General features: G+C 35.9%; 19 protein-coding genes and 1 pseudogene. 12 read left to right on the top strand and 8 right to left on the bottom strand.

Annotated elements, in window-relative coordinates; genetic code table 11:
• Nucleotides 1–23: 23 nt before the first annotated feature.
• Nucleotides 24–344: a hypothetical protein gene (locus R1F52_01500; protein WOV93335.1), complete on the top strand. Its 321-nt coding sequence runs from the start codon at nt 24–26 to the stop codon at nt 342–344.
• On the opposite strand, the gene serS is transcribed toward R1F52_01500, so the two are convergent.
• From serS to R1F52_01480, 4 genes are read right to left on the bottom strand one after another with little or no spacing between them, the layout of a single operon-like run.
• The gene (serS, locus tag R1F52_01495; protein WOV93334.1) at nt 345–1,601 is read right to left on the bottom strand and encodes a serine--tRNA ligase; all 1,257 of its coding nucleotides are present in this window, start codon (nt 1,599–1,601) and stop codon (nt 345–347) included.
• Complete coding sequence (locus R1F52_01490; GenBank protein WOV93917.1) at nt 1,601–1,840, bottom strand: KEOPS complex Pcc1-like subunit; 240 nt, start codon at nt 1,838–1,840, stop codon at nt 1,601–1,603. Before R1F52_01490 ends, serS begins: the two co-directional genes overlap by 1 nt.
• The gene (locus R1F52_01485) at nt 1,806–3,215 is read right to left on the bottom strand and encodes a DHH family phosphoesterase (protein WOV93333.1); all 1,410 of its coding nucleotides are present in this window, start codon (nt 3,213–3,215) and stop codon (nt 1,806–1,808) included. Before R1F52_01485 ends, R1F52_01490 begins: the two co-directional genes overlap by 35 nt.
• Entirely contained in the window at nt 3,215–3,661 is a 447-nt protein-coding gene (locus tag R1F52_01480; protein ID WOV93332.1) for a 30S ribosomal protein S15, read from the bottom strand. Before R1F52_01480 ends, R1F52_01485 begins: the two co-directional genes overlap by 1 nt.
• A 510-nt stretch (nt 3,662–4,171) precedes the next feature.
• On the opposite strand from R1F52_01480, the gene R1F52_01475 reads away from it, so the two are divergent.
• Nucleotides 4,172–4,507 carry a hypothetical protein gene (locus tag R1F52_01475; protein ID WOV93331.1) on the top strand — a complete coding sequence of 112 codons (336 nt, stop codon included), beginning with the start codon at nt 4,172–4,174 and terminating at the stop codon, nt 4,505–4,507.
• 353 nt (nt 4,508–4,860) lie between these two features.
• On the opposite strand, the gene R1F52_01470 is transcribed toward R1F52_01475, so the two are convergent.
• From R1F52_01470 to R1F52_01460, 3 genes are all read right to left on the bottom strand, one after another.
• On the bottom strand, nt 4,861–5,040 hold the full coding sequence (locus R1F52_01470; protein WOV93330.1) for a hypothetical protein: 180 nt from the start codon (nt 5,038–5,040) through the stop codon (nt 4,861–4,863).
• 6 nt (nt 5,041–5,046) lie between these two features.
• Nucleotides 5,047–5,205, bottom strand: a complete 159-nt coding sequence (locus R1F52_01465; GenBank protein WOV93329.1) for a hypothetical protein — start codon at nt 5,203–5,205, stop codon at nt 5,047–5,049.
• Between the two features lie 195 nt (nt 5,206–5,400).
• Entirely contained in the window at nt 5,401–5,682 is a 282-nt protein-coding gene (locus R1F52_01460; GenBank protein WOV93328.1) for a hypothetical protein, read from the bottom strand.
• A 123-nt stretch (nt 5,683–5,805) separates the two neighbouring features.
• Between R1F52_01460 and R1F52_01455 the strand changes: the two genes are divergently transcribed.
• The 8 genes and pseudogenes from R1F52_01455 (at nt 5,806) to R1F52_01420 (ending at nt 15,635) form a co-directional block, all read left to right on the top strand.
• Nucleotides 5,806–6,228, top strand: coding sequence for a hypothetical protein (locus tag R1F52_01455; protein ID WOV93327.1), 423 nt, complete (start codon nt 5,806–5,808; stop codon nt 6,226–6,228).
• Nucleotides 6,229–6,549: 321 nt separating this feature from the next.
• The gene (locus R1F52_01450; protein ID WOV93326.1) at nt 6,550–7,971 is read left to right on the top strand and encodes a DUF2341 domain-containing protein; all 1,422 of its coding nucleotides are present in this window, start codon (nt 6,550–6,552) and stop codon (nt 7,969–7,971) included.
• A gap of 81 nt (nt 7,972–8,052) precedes the next feature.
• Nucleotides 8,053–9,021, top strand: coding sequence for a LamG domain-containing protein (locus R1F52_01445; GenBank protein ID WOV93916.1), 969 nt, complete (start codon nt 8,053–8,055; stop codon nt 9,019–9,021).
• Complete coding sequence (locus R1F52_01440) at nt 9,014–10,663, top strand: DUF2341 domain-containing protein (GenBank protein ID WOV93325.1); 1,650 nt, start codon at nt 9,014–9,016, stop codon at nt 10,661–10,663. The genes R1F52_01445 and R1F52_01440 overlap by 8 nt, the downstream gene beginning before the upstream one ends.
• A 4-nt stretch (nt 10,664–10,667) precedes the next feature.
• Complete coding sequence (locus R1F52_01435; protein WOV93324.1) at nt 10,668–11,777, top strand: DUF5011 domain-containing protein; 1,110 nt, start codon at nt 10,668–10,670, stop codon at nt 11,775–11,777.
• A 138-nt stretch (nt 11,778–11,915) separates the two neighbouring features.
• Nucleotides 11,916–14,954, top strand: coding sequence for a DUF2341 domain-containing protein (locus R1F52_01430; GenBank protein ID WOV93323.1), 3,039 nt, complete (start codon nt 11,916–11,918; stop codon nt 14,952–14,954).
• A gap of 249 nt (nt 14,955–15,203) precedes the next feature.
• A pseudogene (locus tag R1F52_01425) lies at nt 15,204–15,326 on the top strand (DUF5011 domain-containing protein).
• The gene (locus R1F52_01420) at nt 15,318–15,635 is read left to right on the top strand and encodes a DUF5011 domain-containing protein (GenBank protein ID WOV93915.1); all 318 of its coding nucleotides are present in this window, start codon (nt 15,318–15,320) and stop codon (nt 15,633–15,635) included. Before R1F52_01425 ends, R1F52_01420 begins: the two are co-directional and overlap by 9 nt.
• Nucleotides 15,636–15,721: 86 nt before the next feature.
• On the opposite strand, the gene R1F52_01415 is transcribed toward R1F52_01420, so the two are convergent.
• Nucleotides 15,722–15,946 (bottom strand): hypothetical protein, encoded by a 225-nt coding sequence (locus tag R1F52_01415; protein ID WOV93322.1) that lies wholly within the window; start codon nt 15,944–15,946, stop codon nt 15,722–15,724.
• Nucleotides 15,947–16,013: 67 nt separating this feature from the next.
• On the opposite strand from R1F52_01415, the gene R1F52_01410 reads away from it, so the two are divergent.
• Together R1F52_01410 and R1F52_01405 are read left to right on the top strand one after the other, a co-directional pair.
• Nucleotides 16,014–19,523 (top strand): DUF5011 domain-containing protein, encoded by a 3,510-nt coding sequence (locus R1F52_01410; protein WOV93914.1) that lies wholly within the window; start codon nt 16,014–16,016, stop codon nt 19,521–19,523.
• Complete coding sequence (locus R1F52_01405; protein WOV93321.1) at nt 19,474–19,833, top strand: CFI-box-CTERM domain-containing protein; 360 nt, start codon at nt 19,474–19,476, stop codon at nt 19,831–19,833. Before R1F52_01410 ends, R1F52_01405 begins: the two co-directional genes overlap by 50 nt.
• The last annotated feature ends 62 nt before the right edge of the window (nt 19,834–19,895 follow it).

Below are 19,895 nucleotides of genomic sequence, written 5' to 3'. Positions count from 1 at the left end.
ATCGTATCTGCTAAATTTATTTGATGAAAATACAACACATAGAATTTGATGATATAGTGGATTTTTTCTCATATATGACGGCTGTATCTCCACCAATGAAAAATATGATGCCTATTATGTTACACAAGGATTATCTGATGGCAGTTATTCCACTTGGAACTACTGATGACACATTTCTTGCAATTTACACAAAGAGTTCTATTGAATCCGGTATCTATGAATTTGATATAAATTCCAAAGTCTATAAAAAAGTAACTAGTGTTGAACGTGCCGATAAAATCTACTTTATTGTTTTATCTCCAAAGTTAGACACAATAGCTCAAGCTGTACTAGACAGTATGTAATCATATCTGTTTTTTATTCATATATTTTTGTAATACCTGTGGTATGTCTATGTGTTTATCTTTTGTTTGGAAATTTTCAAGAATTGCAACTAGTAATCTAGATGTTGCAGCAAGTGTTCCATTTAATGTGTGCAAGTATTGTGTATCTTCATTCGATTTATCTCTGAATCTAATTTTAAGACGTCTTGCTTGATACTCTAAACAATTAGAACACGAAACCACTTCACGATATGCGTCTTGTCCTGCCATCCATGCTTCTAGGTCATATGTTTTTGCAGAAATTTTCCCCATATCCCCACTTGATAATAACACAACTCTGTATGGTAACTCTAAACTTTGATAAAAATCCTCTACGATCTGTAACATTCTTTCATGTTCTTTCCACGAGTCTTCTGGTCTTGAGAATACAAATTGTTCAATTTTGTCAAACTGATGTACCCTGAATATCCCTTTTTGATCCCTACCATGTGCTCCTGCTTCTTTTCTGAAACATGGACTTGTACCTGCATATCTTAGTGGCAACTCTTTGCCCTCTAGTATTTCATCTGCATGCATAGCTGCCATAGCGTGCTCTGAGGTCCCAATCAGGTATAAATCTTCTTCTTGAATTTTATAAATTACATCTTCAAAATCTTCCGCAATAACTGCACCCTCCATTGAATTACGATTAATCATGTATGGAGGTTGTATGGGTGTATATTGTCTGCCTTGTAGAAAATCTAATGAATACTTTATGATTGCTTGATTTAACAAAACTAGATCTCCTTTTAGAAAATAAAATCTTGCACCTGATATTTTGGCAGCTCGTACTAAATCCACCCAACCAGAATTTACGGCCATATCCACATGATCTGCTGGTTTATCTGTTCTGGGTTTTCCCCATTTTTTAATCTCCATATTTGCAGTATCATCTGCTCCAATAGGTACTGACTCGTGAATTAAATTCGGTATTGCGTATACTAGAGTATTGTATGTTTTATTATTTACTACCTCTTCTTTTTCTATCCTGTCTAATTCTTGATTTAACTTTTGTAGCTTTGTAATTGATTCTGATGTGTCTTGCCCACTCTTTTTTCTCTCAGATATGTCTAGGGCAATCTGATTTTTCTCCTTTCTCAAATCTCCAACCGTTTGAATCAATTCCCTACGTCTCTTGTCTGCAGTTATCAATTTTTGCAGATCAAATTCTATATTTCTATCTGTGAGCATTTGACGAATCTTGTCTGGTTTGTCTCGTATTATACTGGGATCCAACATTATTTCATCACACCTAAAGCAACTTGTATGTGCCCTAGCACTTCATCAACACTACCTATCAAATTTTTCATACCTTTTGAACTTTTAAATATTATTACTAGTTTGTCATTAATATTTTTTATATCCATGCTAGATCCCTTTGGGAATTTTACATTATCTGGCTCTAAAACCTGTATTATTGTACAGGCATCTTTGCTCTGTATATTATCCACTACTATCTCTATCTTGCATTCCAACATGATTCTCAAGATACTCTGCAAAGTCTCTAGTCTTCTCTTTTAAGATTCTAGCACTAGCAGCTGTACTGTGACCTCCACCAGAGCCTCCAACCTCACTAATTCCTTTTACAAATAATTCTTGTAGATTTGTGTCTAGTGTACAATTTACTGGTTTTCTTGCAGAAAATTTTACTGTCCCCTCTTTGCTATCTGTCCATAACATTATGATTTTACTGTAATTTTTATGAGATCCAGTTAATAATGCGGATATCACCCCTGTGAGACTATCTGGAACTATACCTTCACCATTTATCATCACATATGTATCTGAATTATTGATTCTCCAGCGCTCATTACTTAACATCTGTACACAATTTTGTATAGTGGAATTATACTCTTGAAGAATCTTTATTGTTTCTTGGTATAATTTGCCTCTATCCCCCATACAAACTGCGATGCCTGCTCCTGCACCTCTGATCTTACCACACGCGTTAAGCATAGTTGCAAATTCTCGAGCGTCATAGAGTGGTTCGTTTGTAATTTCATGTGTTAGAGTATACGCATTTCCTTCTAGATGTCCTTTGATATTCGTATTTGGGGAGAATTTTGCTAAAACATCTATGAATTTTTCTTTCTCTTCTAGGCTTAATTCAGATGGTTTTCTCCATCTACTTTTATCTTTCAGCATAATTCCTGTAGACTCGATTACTGTTACACATGCGCTCTTGTTCCACACAAGTCCTTCTATGAATGGTTGAGTTGTAAGTGATAATGCATCAGCAAGTGGCAACGAATTACTTTTTGCAAGTAAGAGATCCATCTTTGTTTGTATTGTATGGTTTTTTTCTGCCATAGCGACAATCTCTTGATTCATTCCATCCAATGATTTTTTTTGACCTACATCTTGTCTATCTCCTAATGCAGCTACTACAGCAATATGTGCCAGATCCTCGTTTGTATCGTCAATCTCTTTTGCAAGTAGATATGCCATTCCTCCTGCACAAATTTCCTTGCTACCATCCATTCCCATCTTCCATGAATTAATCAATCTAGAGTCGTCCTTTTCTGTTTTCGGTACTGGGTGATGATCTATGATAAACCATTTTTTATCTAATTTAGAACTCATCTCTGAACTAAATTCGCTTGCCATATCTGTTATGATGTGTAATTTGTGATTACCTTTCGCTAAATTATTTATCGTGTCTGTTGTAAATTGATTTGCCACTCTGATTGTATATGATGCACCCATACGCTGTAACATTTTTGCAATAATACTTCCTGATACTATACCGTCACAGTCATTATGTGTAGTTATTAAAATTGATTTTTCATCTTTTATAACATCTTTTATTTCATCACGCATATGTGATGCCGCATCGCTAATTCCTTTGTTCATTACTCTAATTGAGCAATTACTGATTTATATTTCCAATTTTCTGGTATACGACCTTGTCTCTTATAATATGTTGAAAGTCTGTGTACTTTGGCCTCTACAAGTTCTAGAGATCTCACATTTCTATTATCTCCCTTGTTGTTTTTTAGATGTTTTTGTAAACCTATTGCTTTCGTTACCATATTGTCTAGGTCTTCTGGCATTTCTGATTTTAGATTATTCTCCTCTAATATTGTTGACATTGATTTCTTTGTAATTTTGACAAGTGGTATTGCATGTTGATCTCTTAATTTTATACCAATTTGACTGGGCTTCATTCCTTCTTTTGCATATTTGATTATCAGCTCCTCTATTCCTTTTGTATCCGGTATACTCCATGATGGCATTTCTATTGTTAATGGCCGTGTGGAGTGTGATTTTCCATGTCTGTGAGTGTGTACTCTTCCCATACATTTGTTAGATGTTGTTTGGAATTAAATCTTGCGAAAAATGGTTCTGTTGCAACATCAGGTGTTACTCATAAATCAATGAATTATAATTGTTATTATAAAAACAGTGAATTATGCCACAAATGTGTTCACAAATTGTAACGAATCAATAATGTATTTCCTTGTTCTGATGGCGGTCCTGATACAATCTTGGAATTATATTTTTTGCTTTTCATAACACTGCAACAGTTAGACATACTAGGGGACTCGCTCAGATGCCCATCTGCGATTTTATACGTCTCTTGCGTATATCTCTATTTGTGACATTCCGTTCTGCCTTGCTATTTTCAATACAAAATCTAATTTTCTTTGATAATCTTTAGCATTAGGTGTCAATGATTGAACGTGTTGAATCATTGTTTAAAACATTTGGTCATATGTTCTGTTGCATCTTTAGGATTTAATCGTAAACAATATTTAATAGAAATGCCTCCATCTATGGGCATCACAACAAATGATTGGAGTTTGAGTATGAGATATAATTCTCATTCTGAAGAATATTGTTGGAAAATGAAGAATTATGAAGAAGCGTTGATGAGATTATTCATAAATTTATTTAATGATACTAGTGGATATGGATGTGATCTCGCTGAAATTGAAAAATATATTGCTGATCATTTTGAAAAAAGTTTTAAACCTGTTACATCTGAAAATCATCCTTTCATATTAACTGCACTAGAATTACTATTAAAAGATAATAAATTAGAATGTAATCCTGTTGATCCTAAAAAGAAGTATTATAGAATTCCAATCATATCTAAGTTCAAGTATGAGTGTGATGTATGTAAGATTCGATTCTATATTTGAACCTGACATGCTTGATCCTAGTTCCTTTGCAAATCTAAACTGTAAAAATTGTGGTAAAGATATAGGGAATATTACATAGTTTCATAATCATGCAAACTTGCACTCTGTATCAAAGTATTCCACTTGTTATGACCCTTGACAGTTATCTTTGCTCTCTTAGATGGTCTCTTATTGTCAATATCACTATACTTTTTGGCATAATTGTAATACACTGTCACACCATTAATAATCAGACTATCTTCTCTTCAATCCTCTAAACACTTTCTTACGATCACGAATCTCACCATTTAGACGTTCCATCATATTTAATCATGTTGTGTTTCTCTGCCAAATACTCTTCTTGACGATTTACTCTATGATGGTAATCCATCTGTGATAAAATGCTTGGGTGTTTTATTACCAGTAGTCAATTTAGTCAGTTTCAACAAATAATCTGCATTGTGCTGAAATTTAGTATCGGCCATGTCTTTAGCTAAACCAAAACGAGTGTCATTATTCATAGATGCAAATAGATATTTTGACTTACCTGACACCTTTATTCATACTTTATCAGCACGAATCCAATTGCCAACACGTGGTATAATCTCATCTAGATATCTAGTTAACATTACAGGGTATTTGGCAATCCAGCGATTCATAGTAGAACGATTCACATCAGTATCAAACTCATAATGTGTTGAAATATCTCCAACTGACATACCTGAATAGTACATTTGTAATGCACCTGTAATTATTTTTGAATTAGATTGTTTACCCTCAAATTCAAAATTTGATGTAAAGCGTTTATTATAATCTAAACATTTGAATCATTGTATCTTTCCTTGTTTGCTATTCCTCATACCATCTTTTTTGATATTACCTGAATTACAGTATTTACACAGATTCAGTCTAGTCTATTCCATTATTCTAAAATTATTATTCGTATATCCTCTATTTGTAATCACTATACATTTGACTAATTGTATATGTTTGCAATCTGCTCTTCGAATTGTGTGATTTTTACACACATACACAAGTCCTTTACCTGTATAAGATTCAAAAACTTGCAAATGGTTAATCACAGTACCGCTTACAATATCAGTATGATTAATTATTACACATCTTCCATCATTATTCATATTTGAAATATATCCTCCCTGAAATAATTTAATATTTACACTTTTGATTATTTGCATAATGTTTAGGTGAATTACTAGATATAATCAAAAACGCTTTCATCATAAATCAAAACAGGCTTTGAGGGTAAATCGAATGGAACATAATAGAGAAGAGAGGAGATGGAATTGGTCCACTTACATATGAAAATTACAGTGAAACTAGACCTAATACAAAAAGTAAACAGGAAAATGATGATTCATGAATTCTATTCTTTAATGTATGGGGATGTGAATTCTAACTTGGAGGCAGTATTGAAATTCAGATACAAAGGAGTAGTAGTGTATGCAGAACGACTATTTTTTTCTACAAAAAAAGGATGTGATATATTCAAGAGATTATTTTTCAACTACTACAAACAATTTAGTATATATTCGAATAATCCCATCAAGGAAAATAATGTCGCCTCTTTTGTGTATGGTGGTACAAAAATCATAGGTGATAATTTCAAGAATGGTTATACCGCTTTGGTTAGAATTAGATATCCTGAATCGACAGTGAATAGTTTTTTAATTAAAATTCTGAATGAGAATAATTTTGGATGTTTGCCTAGTCAGAGTATATAATGTCAAATGGAGGCTGAATTTCCTACTAAAGCCAAAGTAGAAAAAATTTTAAAAAACTGATGAATAGTCTATATGTGGATGATTCTAAACAAGGGGAAATAAAACGAATACGTAAATCTGAGAAAATAGAAAAGATGTGTAAACGAGATGAATTGCGTAAACCAGCACTTGGTAAAAGTGCAGTTAATTTTTAAAAATTATAAATATTTTATTAAAGTTCAAAAAAGAAGTTATGTGTATAACACCCAAAGTTGCAACAGAGCCCTGTCTATTGACCACTAGACAAACAATTATAAGTTATTATTTATTTTTTAATAAATATTGCATAATTCCTATCATTCATCTGTGATGATTCTCTCTTTAACTGCTATTATCGTTCTCTCTGCCACTTTGCTCTTTCCACTAGATTCAGCTTTTGGACAAATTGCATCTACTAATATTGATGGTGATACGATAATTATATCTCATAGTGATGGTCGTCCTTTGTCATACAAAAATTCAGTTAATGTGACTATTCTAAATTCAGTTTTTACGTTTAATCCTCCCAACTATAACATAATTAATTATTCTAATGCTGACACTAATACTGTCTCCATAGTTGTATCTCCGTCCATACTTCCTACTACTAGTCTTAGTCTATCTTATGCTCATCGCCCTCTAAATCTGATACAAGTTCAATTTGATAATTTCCCCGGTAGTCTTGCCTCCTTTAATGTTAGTGTAACAAATAATGTAGTTCTGTCTCCTCCTAGTTTTAGTAGCGCGTATACTGATACAACTGGTAGCCATATTACTGTTGTATTTTCTGAAAATATTGCAGTAGGTAGTACTACATTCCTTAGCGACTTTGCTATAATTAATTCATCTGCTTCTGTGAATAGTATAACTAGTAATAATGCAACTTCTATAATTCTTTCACTAAACTCTGCCCTATCTTTTGGCGACTCTCCACTTTTATCATACAACGATACGGGCACAAATATCACTAATAGTCTACACCCTACTTTATCACTTGCAAACTTTACAAATCAACCAATCACTAATAATGTTCTATCACATCCAATCTTTGTTAACGCCTATACAAACCAGCAAGGTGACATCATTACTGTCAACTTTGATAGAGAAATCACTCTTATCAGTACCACTTCTCCAACTGACTTTACAGTAAATATTTTAGGTATTGCTACAACTGGTATAACTAGACATAATGACACTGCAATCAATCTAACACTAGACTCTAGTATTTCATTCACATCACTCACATCATCATTAACACTATCATATAATCAAACAACTAGTAATATTACAGATGCAAATAATTTATCACTTGCAAACTTTACAAATCAACCAATCACTAATAATGTTCCATTTTTTGATTTACCTTCCTTGTGGGATACTAGACAGAAAATTACTATTAACAGTAACCAAATAACTACAACTCTTCAAAACTTTACCCTTCTAGTAAGTATCTCTGATTCTGCTTTGAGCCGTTCAAGTGTTCTACCTAACGGAGCTGATATTATTTTCACTAACAGTGATGGATTTACTATATTAGAGCATGAAATTGAGTCATTTACTAATAATGCTACTACCGGTACTCTAGTAGCTTGGGTTCGTCTACCTACTTTGAGCAATACCAGTGATACTGTACTCTACATGTATTATAATGTCTCATCAGCGGCAACTATTATACATGATAATGTTTGGGATTCAGACTATGAAATAATTTATCACATGGATTAATCCACTTTTGGTGCACAATCTACCCTAGACTCATCAGGGAATGATTGTCATGCAACACCACTATTTGTAAACGATAATGTCATTGATGTCTTTGACCCTGATAATTTAGTATCTGCACAAATTGGTAATGGACTAAACTTTGATGGAGTAAACAGATTAGAAGGAGATTATCTTGATCTTCCCAACTTGGAAGGTAGTCTATTCAACAATACAGGCTTTACCATCTCGGCATGGGCAAATATTGATACCTTTAAAGCATGGTCTAGAATCGCTGAGTTTACCGCTTTTGAAAATCGAGACGGTATTTTCCTTACTAATCCTGGAACTACACATGGAACTACCCCGAATTTGTGGTATGAAGTGCTCCAGTTTGCCAACCAAGAGCGTGTCATAGCTTATAATGTTTTGCAGACAGGTCAATGGGCATACCTTACAGTTGTACATGAATCATTAGGTAACGCAACTATTTATCACAATGGTATCTCAATTATTAGTGCTGCTGTGCATGCACCTAATGATGTGACGAGAACATCAAACTATATCGGAAAATCCTATTGGCCAGCTTATGAATACTTTGATGGTAAATTCGATGAATTCCGACTATCCTCTACTGCTCGCTCTGCAGACTGGATTGCAACAGAGTATGCAAATCAAAACTCTCCTTCTACTTTCTTTACTATATCTGCACCTGAAGATAGAAATGTAGCGATATCTTCTGCTAGTACCAACATACAAGGTGATAACATTATAATTACTTTTAGTGAAAACATTACCTATTCGGTTATTCCTACTACTGACTTTACTCTTAATGGAACATCTACTACAATAGATAGTATAACATCAAACTCCTCTTCAATTACTCTGAATTTAAGCAGAAAGTTCTTGGCAAATGCAACCATCGCTATCTCATATACTAAAACTAGTGGTGAAATAAACTCTACTCAAAATACTGACATAACACTAGAAAGCTTTGTGAATCAACCTGTGAATAATAACGTTCCAAAAACACCACCTGTTATTACTAGTGCAGTCTACCAACAACTTGGGTAATCTAATTACTCTAACATTTGATGAGACTATAATACTATCAAACCCAGTACCATCAGACTTTGCCTTCAACACTACATATTCTATAAATATAACTGGAGTTACCAAGACTAGTAATAATATAGTTGATATGACAACAACCAGTATTTTAACAAATGAAACCATTGGAATGAATTACTCTAGATCTGTGACATCAAATGGAATCACAGATACAAACGGCACTTATCTTGAAGATTTTGTCAATATCGTTGTAGCAAATAATATTATCCAAACACCACCTGTTATTACTAGTGCTTCCACTGATTTAATTGGAAGTGTTATCACTCTGACATTTAATGAATCTGTCACACTGAATAATCCATCACCTTCTGACTTTACTTTTAACAAAACTAGTTTTACTGCTTCCGGTTTCACTTCTACTAGTAGTAATGTAATTGATCTAAGTATTAACGGTATAATACCTAGTGGACAAAACTTTACACTATCTTACAACAATACTGGTGATATCCGTACTACCATTAATGATCAAAACGGTACTGCCCTAGCATTTGTTAATGGCCTACTTGTTCATAATCTTATACTTCCATATTTGGAGTTTACATCATTCAATACTAGTACCTTTGGTGACTCGATAATTCTTACCTTTGCTAATAATATTACTCTGACTGGTGTATCTGAATCAAACTTTACGATAACTACCAATGGTACTACCACTATTCCTTCAAGCATTACTGCAATTGCTAACACTCTAGTTCTTAATCTTATCGACAATATCTTGTTTAATCAAACCGTTGCTCTAACATATGTACAGGGATCAGGTGTGATAAATGATACTGTACCATTGGTGCTAAATCCCTTTTCATTACTAACTATAAACAATAATGTTATCGCTGGTAACTTACAATCTGATTGGAATACTAGACAGAAAATTACTATTAATAGTAACCAAATAACTACAACTCTTCAAAACTTTACCCTTCTAGTAAGTATCTCTGATTCTACTTTGAGCGATTCAGCTGTTCTACCTAACGGTGCTGATATTATTTTCACTGGCAGTGATGGATTTACTATATTAGAGCATGAAATTGAGTCATTTACTAATGATGCTACTACCGGTACTCTAGTAGCTTGGGTTCGTCTACCTACTTTGAGCAGTACCAGTGATACCATACTCTACATGTATTATAATGTCTCATCAGCGGCAACTATTATACATGATAATGTTTGGGATTCAGACTATGAAATAATTTATCACATGGATCAATCCACTTTTGGTGCACAATCTACCCTAGACTCATCAGGGAATGATTGTCATGCAACACAACTATATACAGGCTTTGAACGCACTGTGCCTGATTCAGTATCTGCACAAATTGGTAATGGACTAAACTTTGATGGAAGCAGTTTAGGACTTGAAGGAATTTATCTTGATCTTCCAAACTTGGCAAGTAGTCTATTCTACAATACAGACTTTACCATCTCGGCATGGGCAAATATTAATGCCTTTAGAAGTTGGGCTAAAATCGTTGATTTTGGCAATGGTCAGGATGATAACAATATTCTAATTGCTACCCCTGTAAATACCGCGAATTTGATATATAGTATGCGACAGGGTAACAACCCTCAGAATATCACAGCTGAGTAATGTTTTGCAGACAGATCAATGGGCATACTATACAGTTGTACATGAATCATCAGGTACAGCAACTATCTACAAAAATGGTATCTCAATTAATAGTAGTTTTGTGCATACATCTGATGATGTGATTAGAACATCAAACTATATCGGAAGATCCAATTGGCTAGTTGATGATTACTTTAATGGCATACTCGATGAATTCCGACTATCATCTACTGCTCGCTCTGCAGACTGGATTGCAACAGAGTATGCAAATCAAAACTCACCTTCTACTTTCTTTACTATATCTGCACCTGAAGATAGAAATGTAGCGATATCTTCTGCTAGTACCAACATACAAGGTGATAACATTATAATTACTTTTAGTGAAAACATTACCTATTCGGTTATTCCTACTACTGACTTTACTCTTACTGGTACATCTGCTACAATATCTGGAGTTATATCTGATTTCTCTTCAATTACTCTGAATTTAAGCGAAAATCTCTTGGTAAATGAAATCATCACTATCTCATATACTAAAACTAGTGGTGGAATAAACTCTATTCAAAATATCAAAACAACACTAGAAAACTTTGTGAATCAACCTGTAATTAACAACATTCCGGATACTACTCCCCCAGTAATCACACTGAATGGTAATGATGTCGTTTATGTAGAACTTGGCTCATCCTACTCTGAGCAAAACGCCATTACTGATGATAACTCTCCTATCGTTATTCGTGGTGACACTGTAGATACAAATACTTTAGGCAATTACACCATCACATACCACTCTACTGATTCATCAGGTAATGATGCCACCCAAGTTAATAGAACTGTAATTGTTCGTGACACTACTCCCCCAGTAATCACACTGAATGGTAATAATGTCGTTTATGTAGAACTTGGCTCATCCTACTCTGAGCAAAACGCCATTACTGATGATAACTCTCCTATCGTTATTCGTGGTGACACTGTAGATACAAATACTGTAGGCAATTACACCATCACATACCACTCTGTTGATTCATCAGGTAATGATGCCACCCAAGTTAATAGAACTATAGTTGTTCGTGACACTACTCCCCCAGTAATCACACTGAATGGTAATAATATCGTTTATGTAAAACTTGGCTAATCCTACTCTGAGCAAAACGCCATTACTGATGATGGCTCTCCTATCGTTATTCGTGGTGACACTGTAGATACAAATACTGCGGCCAATTACACCATCACATACCACTCTGTTGATTCATCAGGTAATGATGCCATCCAAGTGAATAGAACTATAGTTGTTCAACAAATACTAGGTGCCTCTTGGGACACAAGACTACAGATCACTATAAATTCATCTCAAGTAATTGGAAATCATGAAAATTTCACAGTTTTAATATCAATAAATGATATAAATCTCAATTCTACAACTGTTCAATCTGCTGGACAAGATATAAGATTCACTACTACTGATGGCAATACCCTCTTAGAGCATGAAATTGAGTCATTTACTAATGATGCTACTACCGGTACCCTAGTAGCTTGGGTTCGTCTACCTACTTTGAGCAATACCAGTGATACCATACTCTACATGTATTATAATGTCTCAACAGCGTCATCCATTCCATATCCTAATGTTTGGGATTCAGACTATGAGATAATTTATCACATGGATCAATCCACTTTTACTGCAAACTCTACCCTAGACTCATCAGGGAATAATCGTCATGCAACACCACTATCTACAGGCTCTACTGACTTTAATTCTAGTGATTTAGTATCTGCACAAATTGGTAATGGATTAAACCTTGATGGAGTAGACGACTCCCACGGAGATTATCTTGATCTTCCAGACTTGGAAGGTAGTCTATTTAACAATACAGACTTTACCATCTCGGCATGGGCAAATATTGATGTCCTTAGAAATTGGGCTAGAATCGTTGATTTTGGCAAGGGTCAGGATGATAACAATATTCTAATTGCTGCCCATCGCACTAACCCGGATTTGAGATATGATATGCGACAGGGTACCAGCTCTGATGGTGTCACAGCTAGTGATATTTTGCAGACAGGTCAATGGGCATACTTTACAGTTGTACATGAATCATCAGGTACAGCAACTATCTACAAAAATGGCACCTCAATTACTAGTGATGCTGTGCATACATCTCTTAATGAGAGTAGAGCATCAAACTATATCGGAAGATCCAATTGGGGAACTGATTCCTACTTTGATGGCAAATTCGATGAATTCCGACTATCATCTACTGCTCGCTCTGCAGACTGGATTGCAACAGAGTATGCAAATCAAAACTCTCCTTCTACTTTCTTTACTATATCTGCACCTGAAGATAGAAGTGTAGCGATATCTTTTGCTATTACCAACACACAAGGTGATAACATTATAATTACTTTTAATAAAAACATTATCTATTCGGTTATTCCTACCACTGACTTTACTCTTACTGGTACATCTGCTACAATAGATAGTATAACATCAAACTCCTCTTCAATTACTCTGAATTTAAGCGGAAATCTTTTGGCAAATGAAACCATTACTATCTCATATACTAAAACTAGTGGTGGAATAAACTCTACTCAAAGTACAGACATAACACTAGAAAACTTTGTGAATCAACCTGTAATTAACAACATTCCAGATACTACTCCCCCTGTAATCACACTGAATGGTAATGATGTCGTTTATGTAGAACTTGGCTCATCCTACTCTGAGCAGAACGCCACTACTGATGATGACTCTCCTATCGTTATTCGTGGTGATACTGTAGATACAAATACTATAGGCAATTACACCATCACATACCACTCTGTTGATTCATCAGGCAATAATGCCACCCAAGTTAATAGAACTATAGTTGTTCGTGACACTACTCCCCCAGTAATCACACTGAATGGCAATAGTACCATAACACTATTTGTTGGCGATGCATATAATGAACAAAACGCCACTACTGATGATGGCTCTCCTATCGTTATTCGTGGTGACACTGTAGATACAAATACTATGGGCAATTACACCATCACATACCACTCTGCTGATCCATCAGGCAATAATGCCACCCAAGTTAATAGAACTGTAATAATTTCTGATGCACCAGATGATACTCCCCCAGTAATCACACTAATTGGTAATGCTACTGTTTATGTAGAACTTGACTCATCCTACTCTGAGCAAAACGCCACTACTGATGATAACTCTCCAGTAACAATTGGTGGTGACACTGTAAATTCATCTCTCGTGGGAAATTATACCGTCACCTATGACTCTGTTGATTCAGCAGGAAATAATGCCACCCAAGTGAATAGGCTTGTAATTGTTAGTGACACTACTCCCCCAGTAATCACACTGAATGGCAATAGTACCATAACACTATTTGTTGGCGATGCATATAATGAACAAAACGCCACTACTGATGATGGCTCTCCTATCGTTATTCGTGGTGACACTGTAGATACAAATACTGAAGGCAATTACACCATCACATACAACTCTGCTGATCCATCAGGCAATAATGCCACCCAAGTTGTTAGAACTGTAATAATTTCTGTACCAGATACTATTCCCCCAGTAATCACACTGAATGGTAATGATGTCGTTTATGTAGAACTTGGCTCATCCTACTCTGAGCAAAACGCCACTACTGATGATGACTCTCCTATCGTTATTCGTGGTGATACTGTAGATACAAATACTATAGGCAATTACACCATCACATACCACTCTGTTGATTCATCAGGCAATAATGCCACCCAAGTTAATAGAACTATAGTTGTTCGTGACACTACTCCCCCAGTAATCACACTGAATGGTGCTAGTACAATAACACTAAGCAAAAACTCTACATATAATGAACAAAACGCCACTACTGATGATGGCTCTCCTATCGTTATTCGTGGTGATACTGTAGATACAAATACTATAGGCAATTACACCATCACATACAACTCTGTTGATCCATCAGGCAATAATGCCACCCAAGTTGTTAGAACTGTAATAATTTTTGATGGACCAGACATTATTCCCCCAGTAATCACACTAATTGGTAATGCTACTGTTTATGTAGAACTTGGCTCATCCTACTCTGAGCAAAACGCCACTACTGGTGATGGCTCTCCTATCGTTATTCGTGGTGACACTGTAGATACAAATACTGTAGGTAATTACACCGTCACATACCACTCTACTGATTCATCAGGCAATAATGCCACCCAAGTAAATAGAACTATAGTTGTTCGTGACACTACTCCCCCAGTAATCACACTGAATGGTAATAATGTCGTTTATGTAGAACTTGGCTAATCCTACTCTGAGCAAAACGCCACTACTGATGATGACTCTCCTATCGTTATTCGTGGTGACACTGTAGATACAAATACTGTAGACAATTACACCGTCACATACCACTCTACTGATTCATCAGGCAATAATGCCACCCAAGTTAATAGAACTGTAATTGTTCGTGACACTACTCCCCCAGTAATCACACTGAATGGTAATAATGTCGTTTATGTAGAACTTGGCTAATCCTACTCTGAGCAAAACGCCACGACTAATGACAACTCTCCAGTAACAATTGGTGGTGACACTGTAAATTCATCTCTAGTGGGAAATTATACCGTCACCTATGACTCTGTTGATTCAGCAGGAAATAATGCCACCCAAGTGAATAGAACTATAGTTGTTCGTGACACTACTCCCCCAGTAATCACACTGAATGGCAATAGTACCATAACACTATTTGTTGGCGCTACATATAATGAGCAAAACGCCACTACTGATGATGACTCTCCAGTAACAATTGGTGGTGACACTGTAGATGCAAATACTGAAGGCAATTACACCATCACATACAACTCTGCTGATCCATCAGGCAATAATGCCACCCAAGTTGTTAGAACTGTAATAATTTCTGTACCAGATACTATTCCCCCAGTAATCACACTGAATGGTAATGATGTCGTTTATGTAGAACTTGGCTAATCCTACTCTGAGCAAAACGCCACTACTGATGATGACTCTCCTATCATTATTCGTGGTGATACTGTAGATACAAATACTATAGGCAATTACACCATCACATACCACTCTGTTGATTCATCAGGCAATAATGCCACCCAAGTTAATAGAACTATAGTTGTTCGTGACACTACTCCCCCAGTAATCACACTGAATGGCAATAGTACCATAACACTATTTGTTGGCGATGCATATAATGAACAAAACGCCACTACTGATGATGACTCTCCAGTAACAATTGGTGGTGACACTGTAGATGCAAATACTGAAGGCAATTACACCATCACATACAACTCTGCTGATCCATCAGGCAATAATGCCACCCAAGTTGTTAGAACTGTAATAATTTCTGATGCACCAGATGATACTCCCCCAGTAATCACACTAATTGGTAATGCTACTGTTTATGTAGAACTTGACTCATCCTACTCTGAGCAAAACGCCACTACTGATGATAACTCTCCAGTAACAATTGGTGGTGACACTGTAAATTCATCTCTCGTGGGAAATTATACCGTCACCTATGACTCTGTTGATTCAGCAGGAAATAATGCCACCCAAGTGAATAGGCTTGTAATTGTTAGTGACACTACTCCCCCAGTAATCACACTGAATGGCAATAGTACCATAACACTATTTGTTGGCGCTACATATAATGAGCAAAACGCCACTACTGATGATGACTCTCCAGTAACAATTGGTGGTGACGCTGTAGATGCAAATACTGAAGGCAATTACACCATCACATACAACTCTGTTGATTCAGCAGGAAATAATGCCACCCAAGTTGTTAGAACTGTAATAATTTCTGATACACCAGATAATACTCCCCCAGTAATCACACTGAATGGTAATGATACCGTTTATGTAGAACTTGACTCATCCTACTCTGAGCAAAACGCCACTACTGATGATGATTCTCTAGTAATAATTGGTGGTGACACTGTAAATTCATCTCTAGTGGGAAATTATACCGTCACCTATAACTCTGTTGATTCAGCAGGAAATAATGCCACCCAAGTGAATAGGCTTGTAATTGTTCGTGACACTACTCCCCCAGTAATCACACTGAATGGCAATAGTACCATAACACTATTTGTTGGCGCTACATATAATGAGCAAAACGCCACTACTGATGATGACTCTCCAGTAACAATTGGTGGTGACACTGTAGATACAAATACTGAAGGCAATTACACCATCACATACAACTCTGTTGATTCAGCAGGAAATAATGCCACCCAAGTTGTTAGAACTGTAATAATTTCTGATACACCAGATAATACTCCCCCAGTAATCACACTAAATGGTAATGCTACTGTTTATGTAGAACTTGACTCATCCTACTCTGAGCAAAACGCCACTACTGATGATGGCTCTCCAGTAACAATTGGTGGTGACACTGTAAATTCATCTCTCGTGGGAAATTATACCGTCACCTATGACTCTGTTGATTCAGCAGGAAATAATGCCACCCAAGTGAATAGGCTTGTAATTGTTAGTGACACTACTCCCCCAGTAATCACACTGAATGGCAATAGTACCATAACACTATTTGTTGGCGCTACATATAATGAGCAAAACGCCACTACTGATGATGACTCTCCAGTAACAATTGGTGGTGACACTGTAGATACAAATACTGAAGGCAATTACACCATCACATACAACTCTGTTGATTCAGCAGGAAATAATGCCACCCAAGTTGTTAGAACTGTAATAATTTCTGATACACCAGATAATACTCCCCCAGTAATCACACTAAATGGTAATGCTACTGTTTATGTAGAACTTGACTCATCCTACTCTGAGCAAAACGCCACTACTGATGATGGCTCTCCAGTAACAATTGGTGGTGACACTGTAAATTCATCTCTCGTGGGAAATTATACCGTCACCTATGACTCTGTTGATTCAGCAGGAAATAATGCCACCCAAGTGAATAGGCTTGTAATTGTTAGTGACACTACTCCCCCAGTAATCACACTGAATGGCAATAGTACCATAACACTATTTGTTGGCGCTACATATAATGAGCAAAACGCCACTACTGATGATGGCTCTCCTATCGTTATTCGTGGTGACACTGTAGATACAAATACTGTAGGCAATTACACCATCACATACCACTCTGTTGATTCATCAGGCAATAATGCCATCCAAGTTAATAGAATTGTAATAATTACTGGTTCATCTGACACTACTCCCCCAACAGTCGTTGGTACTCCAGTATATGATGCTCAAACACACACCCTATCCATTACATTTAGTGAAAATGTAAGTATAACTAATCCATCACAATTGCTTATAGGATTCGTTTTCCCTTCTAATATTAATTATACAAACAATCCTACTCTGGTTCTAACTTTTAACAGCACAGCCACCGAATCTATATTTAACGTTTTTATCGGGTCAGTTGATGGTCCTCAAGTGGCTATTAACGCAAATTCTATTGTAGATGCTGCAAATAATGGTATACTTACTAATAACTCATCATTCAGTGTCCAAAACATCATTTCATCAGACGATCAGGTATTATCTCCTGCCACTATTCATGTGGACGCACCATTAATTCTCACACCTGAACATCAAAATGTTACTATCAATTATGTCGCCTCTACTTCCAACACTACTAATATCACTGCAGGATTAAGTGCCAAACTTGTATCTACTAATGTCATTACAGTCATGATACCTACTAGTACTATTATTACTCATGATGGTACTTGGGATTCGCAATTCCTTGCACCACGTACTGCTACTATTACTGTACCCTCTACAACTGTAGGTCAGACTACTACTAGTCATGTAACGGTTACAGCTATAACTTTGGGAGATGTAACAATTGATCTCAACCTAGGTGATACAGTTGCGTCTATTGTATTTGAAAATCAAGGTGGAAATAATTATAATATATATTATGTAAATACTATTGGCTCTACACCAACCCAGATATCATCCTGTGGTACTAGTAATATCGCAGAAATTAATACTCTTTTAACCACTACTTCCACAAACGAATGTTTTGTAGATGACAACACTCATGTAACAATTCACACCACTCACCTATCCACCTATGCTCTAATATCTTCCACCAGTACCACTAGTACTCAAGTACCTGCACCTATTCCATTTACTAGTAGTGGTGGTGGCAGTAGCTCAGGAGGCGGCGCAGGTCGTATATTCACTGGTGGTCAAGCCCCAATAATTGCAGAGGCTATTATTCACAAAGTATCTTGGGAAGTAGCTGATGATAAAAAACTAGTTGAAATTATTGCTAGCCCATCATCTGATGGTGCTTTTGTTACTATTAGTAGTTCCAAACTAGGGGTAATTGCAACTCAACTCTCCCTAACACAGCCCTACTCTGACAGAGTCGTCTATTTGGGTCTAGTGTCTTCTGATGAACGCTTTGTATCTGTAAAGGCTAGTGTATACTCTAATACTTTCTTTACAAGTGAACAAAAATTAGTAGATGTTTCTCAACCCACCGGTTCCATCACTTTTGATTCTACACTACCTGTTGCATCTACCGGTACCATAAAGGATGATAAAACCATAATGGACGATAAAACCATAGTGGATAATGATACTATGATGGATGATGATACTATGATGGACAATAAAACCATAAAGGATGATAAAACCATAAAGGATGATAAAACCATAAAGGATGATAAAACCATAAAGGATGATAAAACCATAAAGGATGATAAAACCATAAAGGATGATAAAACCATGATAAATGATGACTCTACTACCACTACTGGTGAAGGTGGTTGTCTAATCGCAACAGCAGTATATGGAACTGAGACTTTCACAACAAGTACAAATGCTCAGAGAGATACGTGATACAACTTTAATGACTAGTCTACCTGGAATATCCTTCATAACATCATTCAACCAAATCTATTACACCTTTTCACCTGTAATTGCAGATGCTGAGCGTGAAAACCCTCTACTGCGTGAAATAATTCAGACTATTCTATATCCTCTACTCTCTAGTGTCTCTATAATGACGATGGTAGATGACTCGGAGAATAGTGTGTTGGCTTTGGGATTACTTGTAATTGCTATCAACTTGCTAATTTATGTTGGTCTACCAACATTGGCATTTGTTTATCTACATAAAAAAATTAAATCTGTCAAACTCGTATCTTAAATTCTTTACATAAAATCATTTCACTCAAATCTAATTTTGACCACAATGATGTGATGGAAAAA

The organism is Nitrosopumilaceae archaeon AB1(1), assembly GCA_033471095.1.
Classification (GTDB): Archaea; Thermoproteota; Nitrososphaeria; order Nitrososphaerales; family Nitrosopumilaceae; genus Nitrosoabyssus; species Nitrosoabyssus spongiisocia.
Note: the sequence above shows the minus strand (reverse complement) of the source record. Positions and strands in the feature narration are given on the sequence as shown.

Coding starts and splice junctions, on each gene's coding strand:
- R1F52_01500 (WOV93335.1), top strand. CDS start 24: ATGAAAATACAACACATAGAATTTGATGATATAGTGGATTTTTTCTCA.
- serS (WOV93334.1), bottom strand. CDS start 1,601: ATGTTGGATCCCAGTATAATACGAGACAAACCAGACAAGATTCGTCAA.
- R1F52_01490 (WOV93917.1), bottom strand. CDS start 1,840: ATGTTGGAATGCAAGATAGAGATAGTAGTGGATAATATACAGAGCAAA.
- R1F52_01485 (WOV93333.1), bottom strand. CDS start 3,215: ATGAACAAAGGAATTAGCGATGCGGCATCACATATGCGTGATGAAATA.
- R1F52_01480 (WOV93332.1), bottom strand. CDS start 3,661: ATGGGAAGAGTACACACTCACAGACATGGAAAATCACACTCCACACGG.
- R1F52_01475 (WOV93331.1), top strand. CDS start 4,172: ATGAGATATAATTCTCATTCTGAAGAATATTGTTGGAAAATGAAGAAT.
- R1F52_01465 (WOV93329.1), bottom strand. CDS start 5,205: ATGTCAGTTGGAGATATTTCAACACATTATGAGTTTGATACTGATGTG.
- R1F52_01460 (WOV93328.1), bottom strand. CDS start 5,682: ATGCAAATAATCAAAAGTGTAAATATTAAATTATTTCAGGGAGGATAT.
- R1F52_01455 (WOV93327.1), top strand. CDS start 5,806: ATGAAAATTACAGTGAAACTAGACCTAATACAAAAAGTAAACAGGAAA.
- R1F52_01405 (WOV93321.1), top strand. CDS start 19,474: ATGGAACTGAGACTTTCACAACAAGTACAAATGCTCAGAGAGATACGT.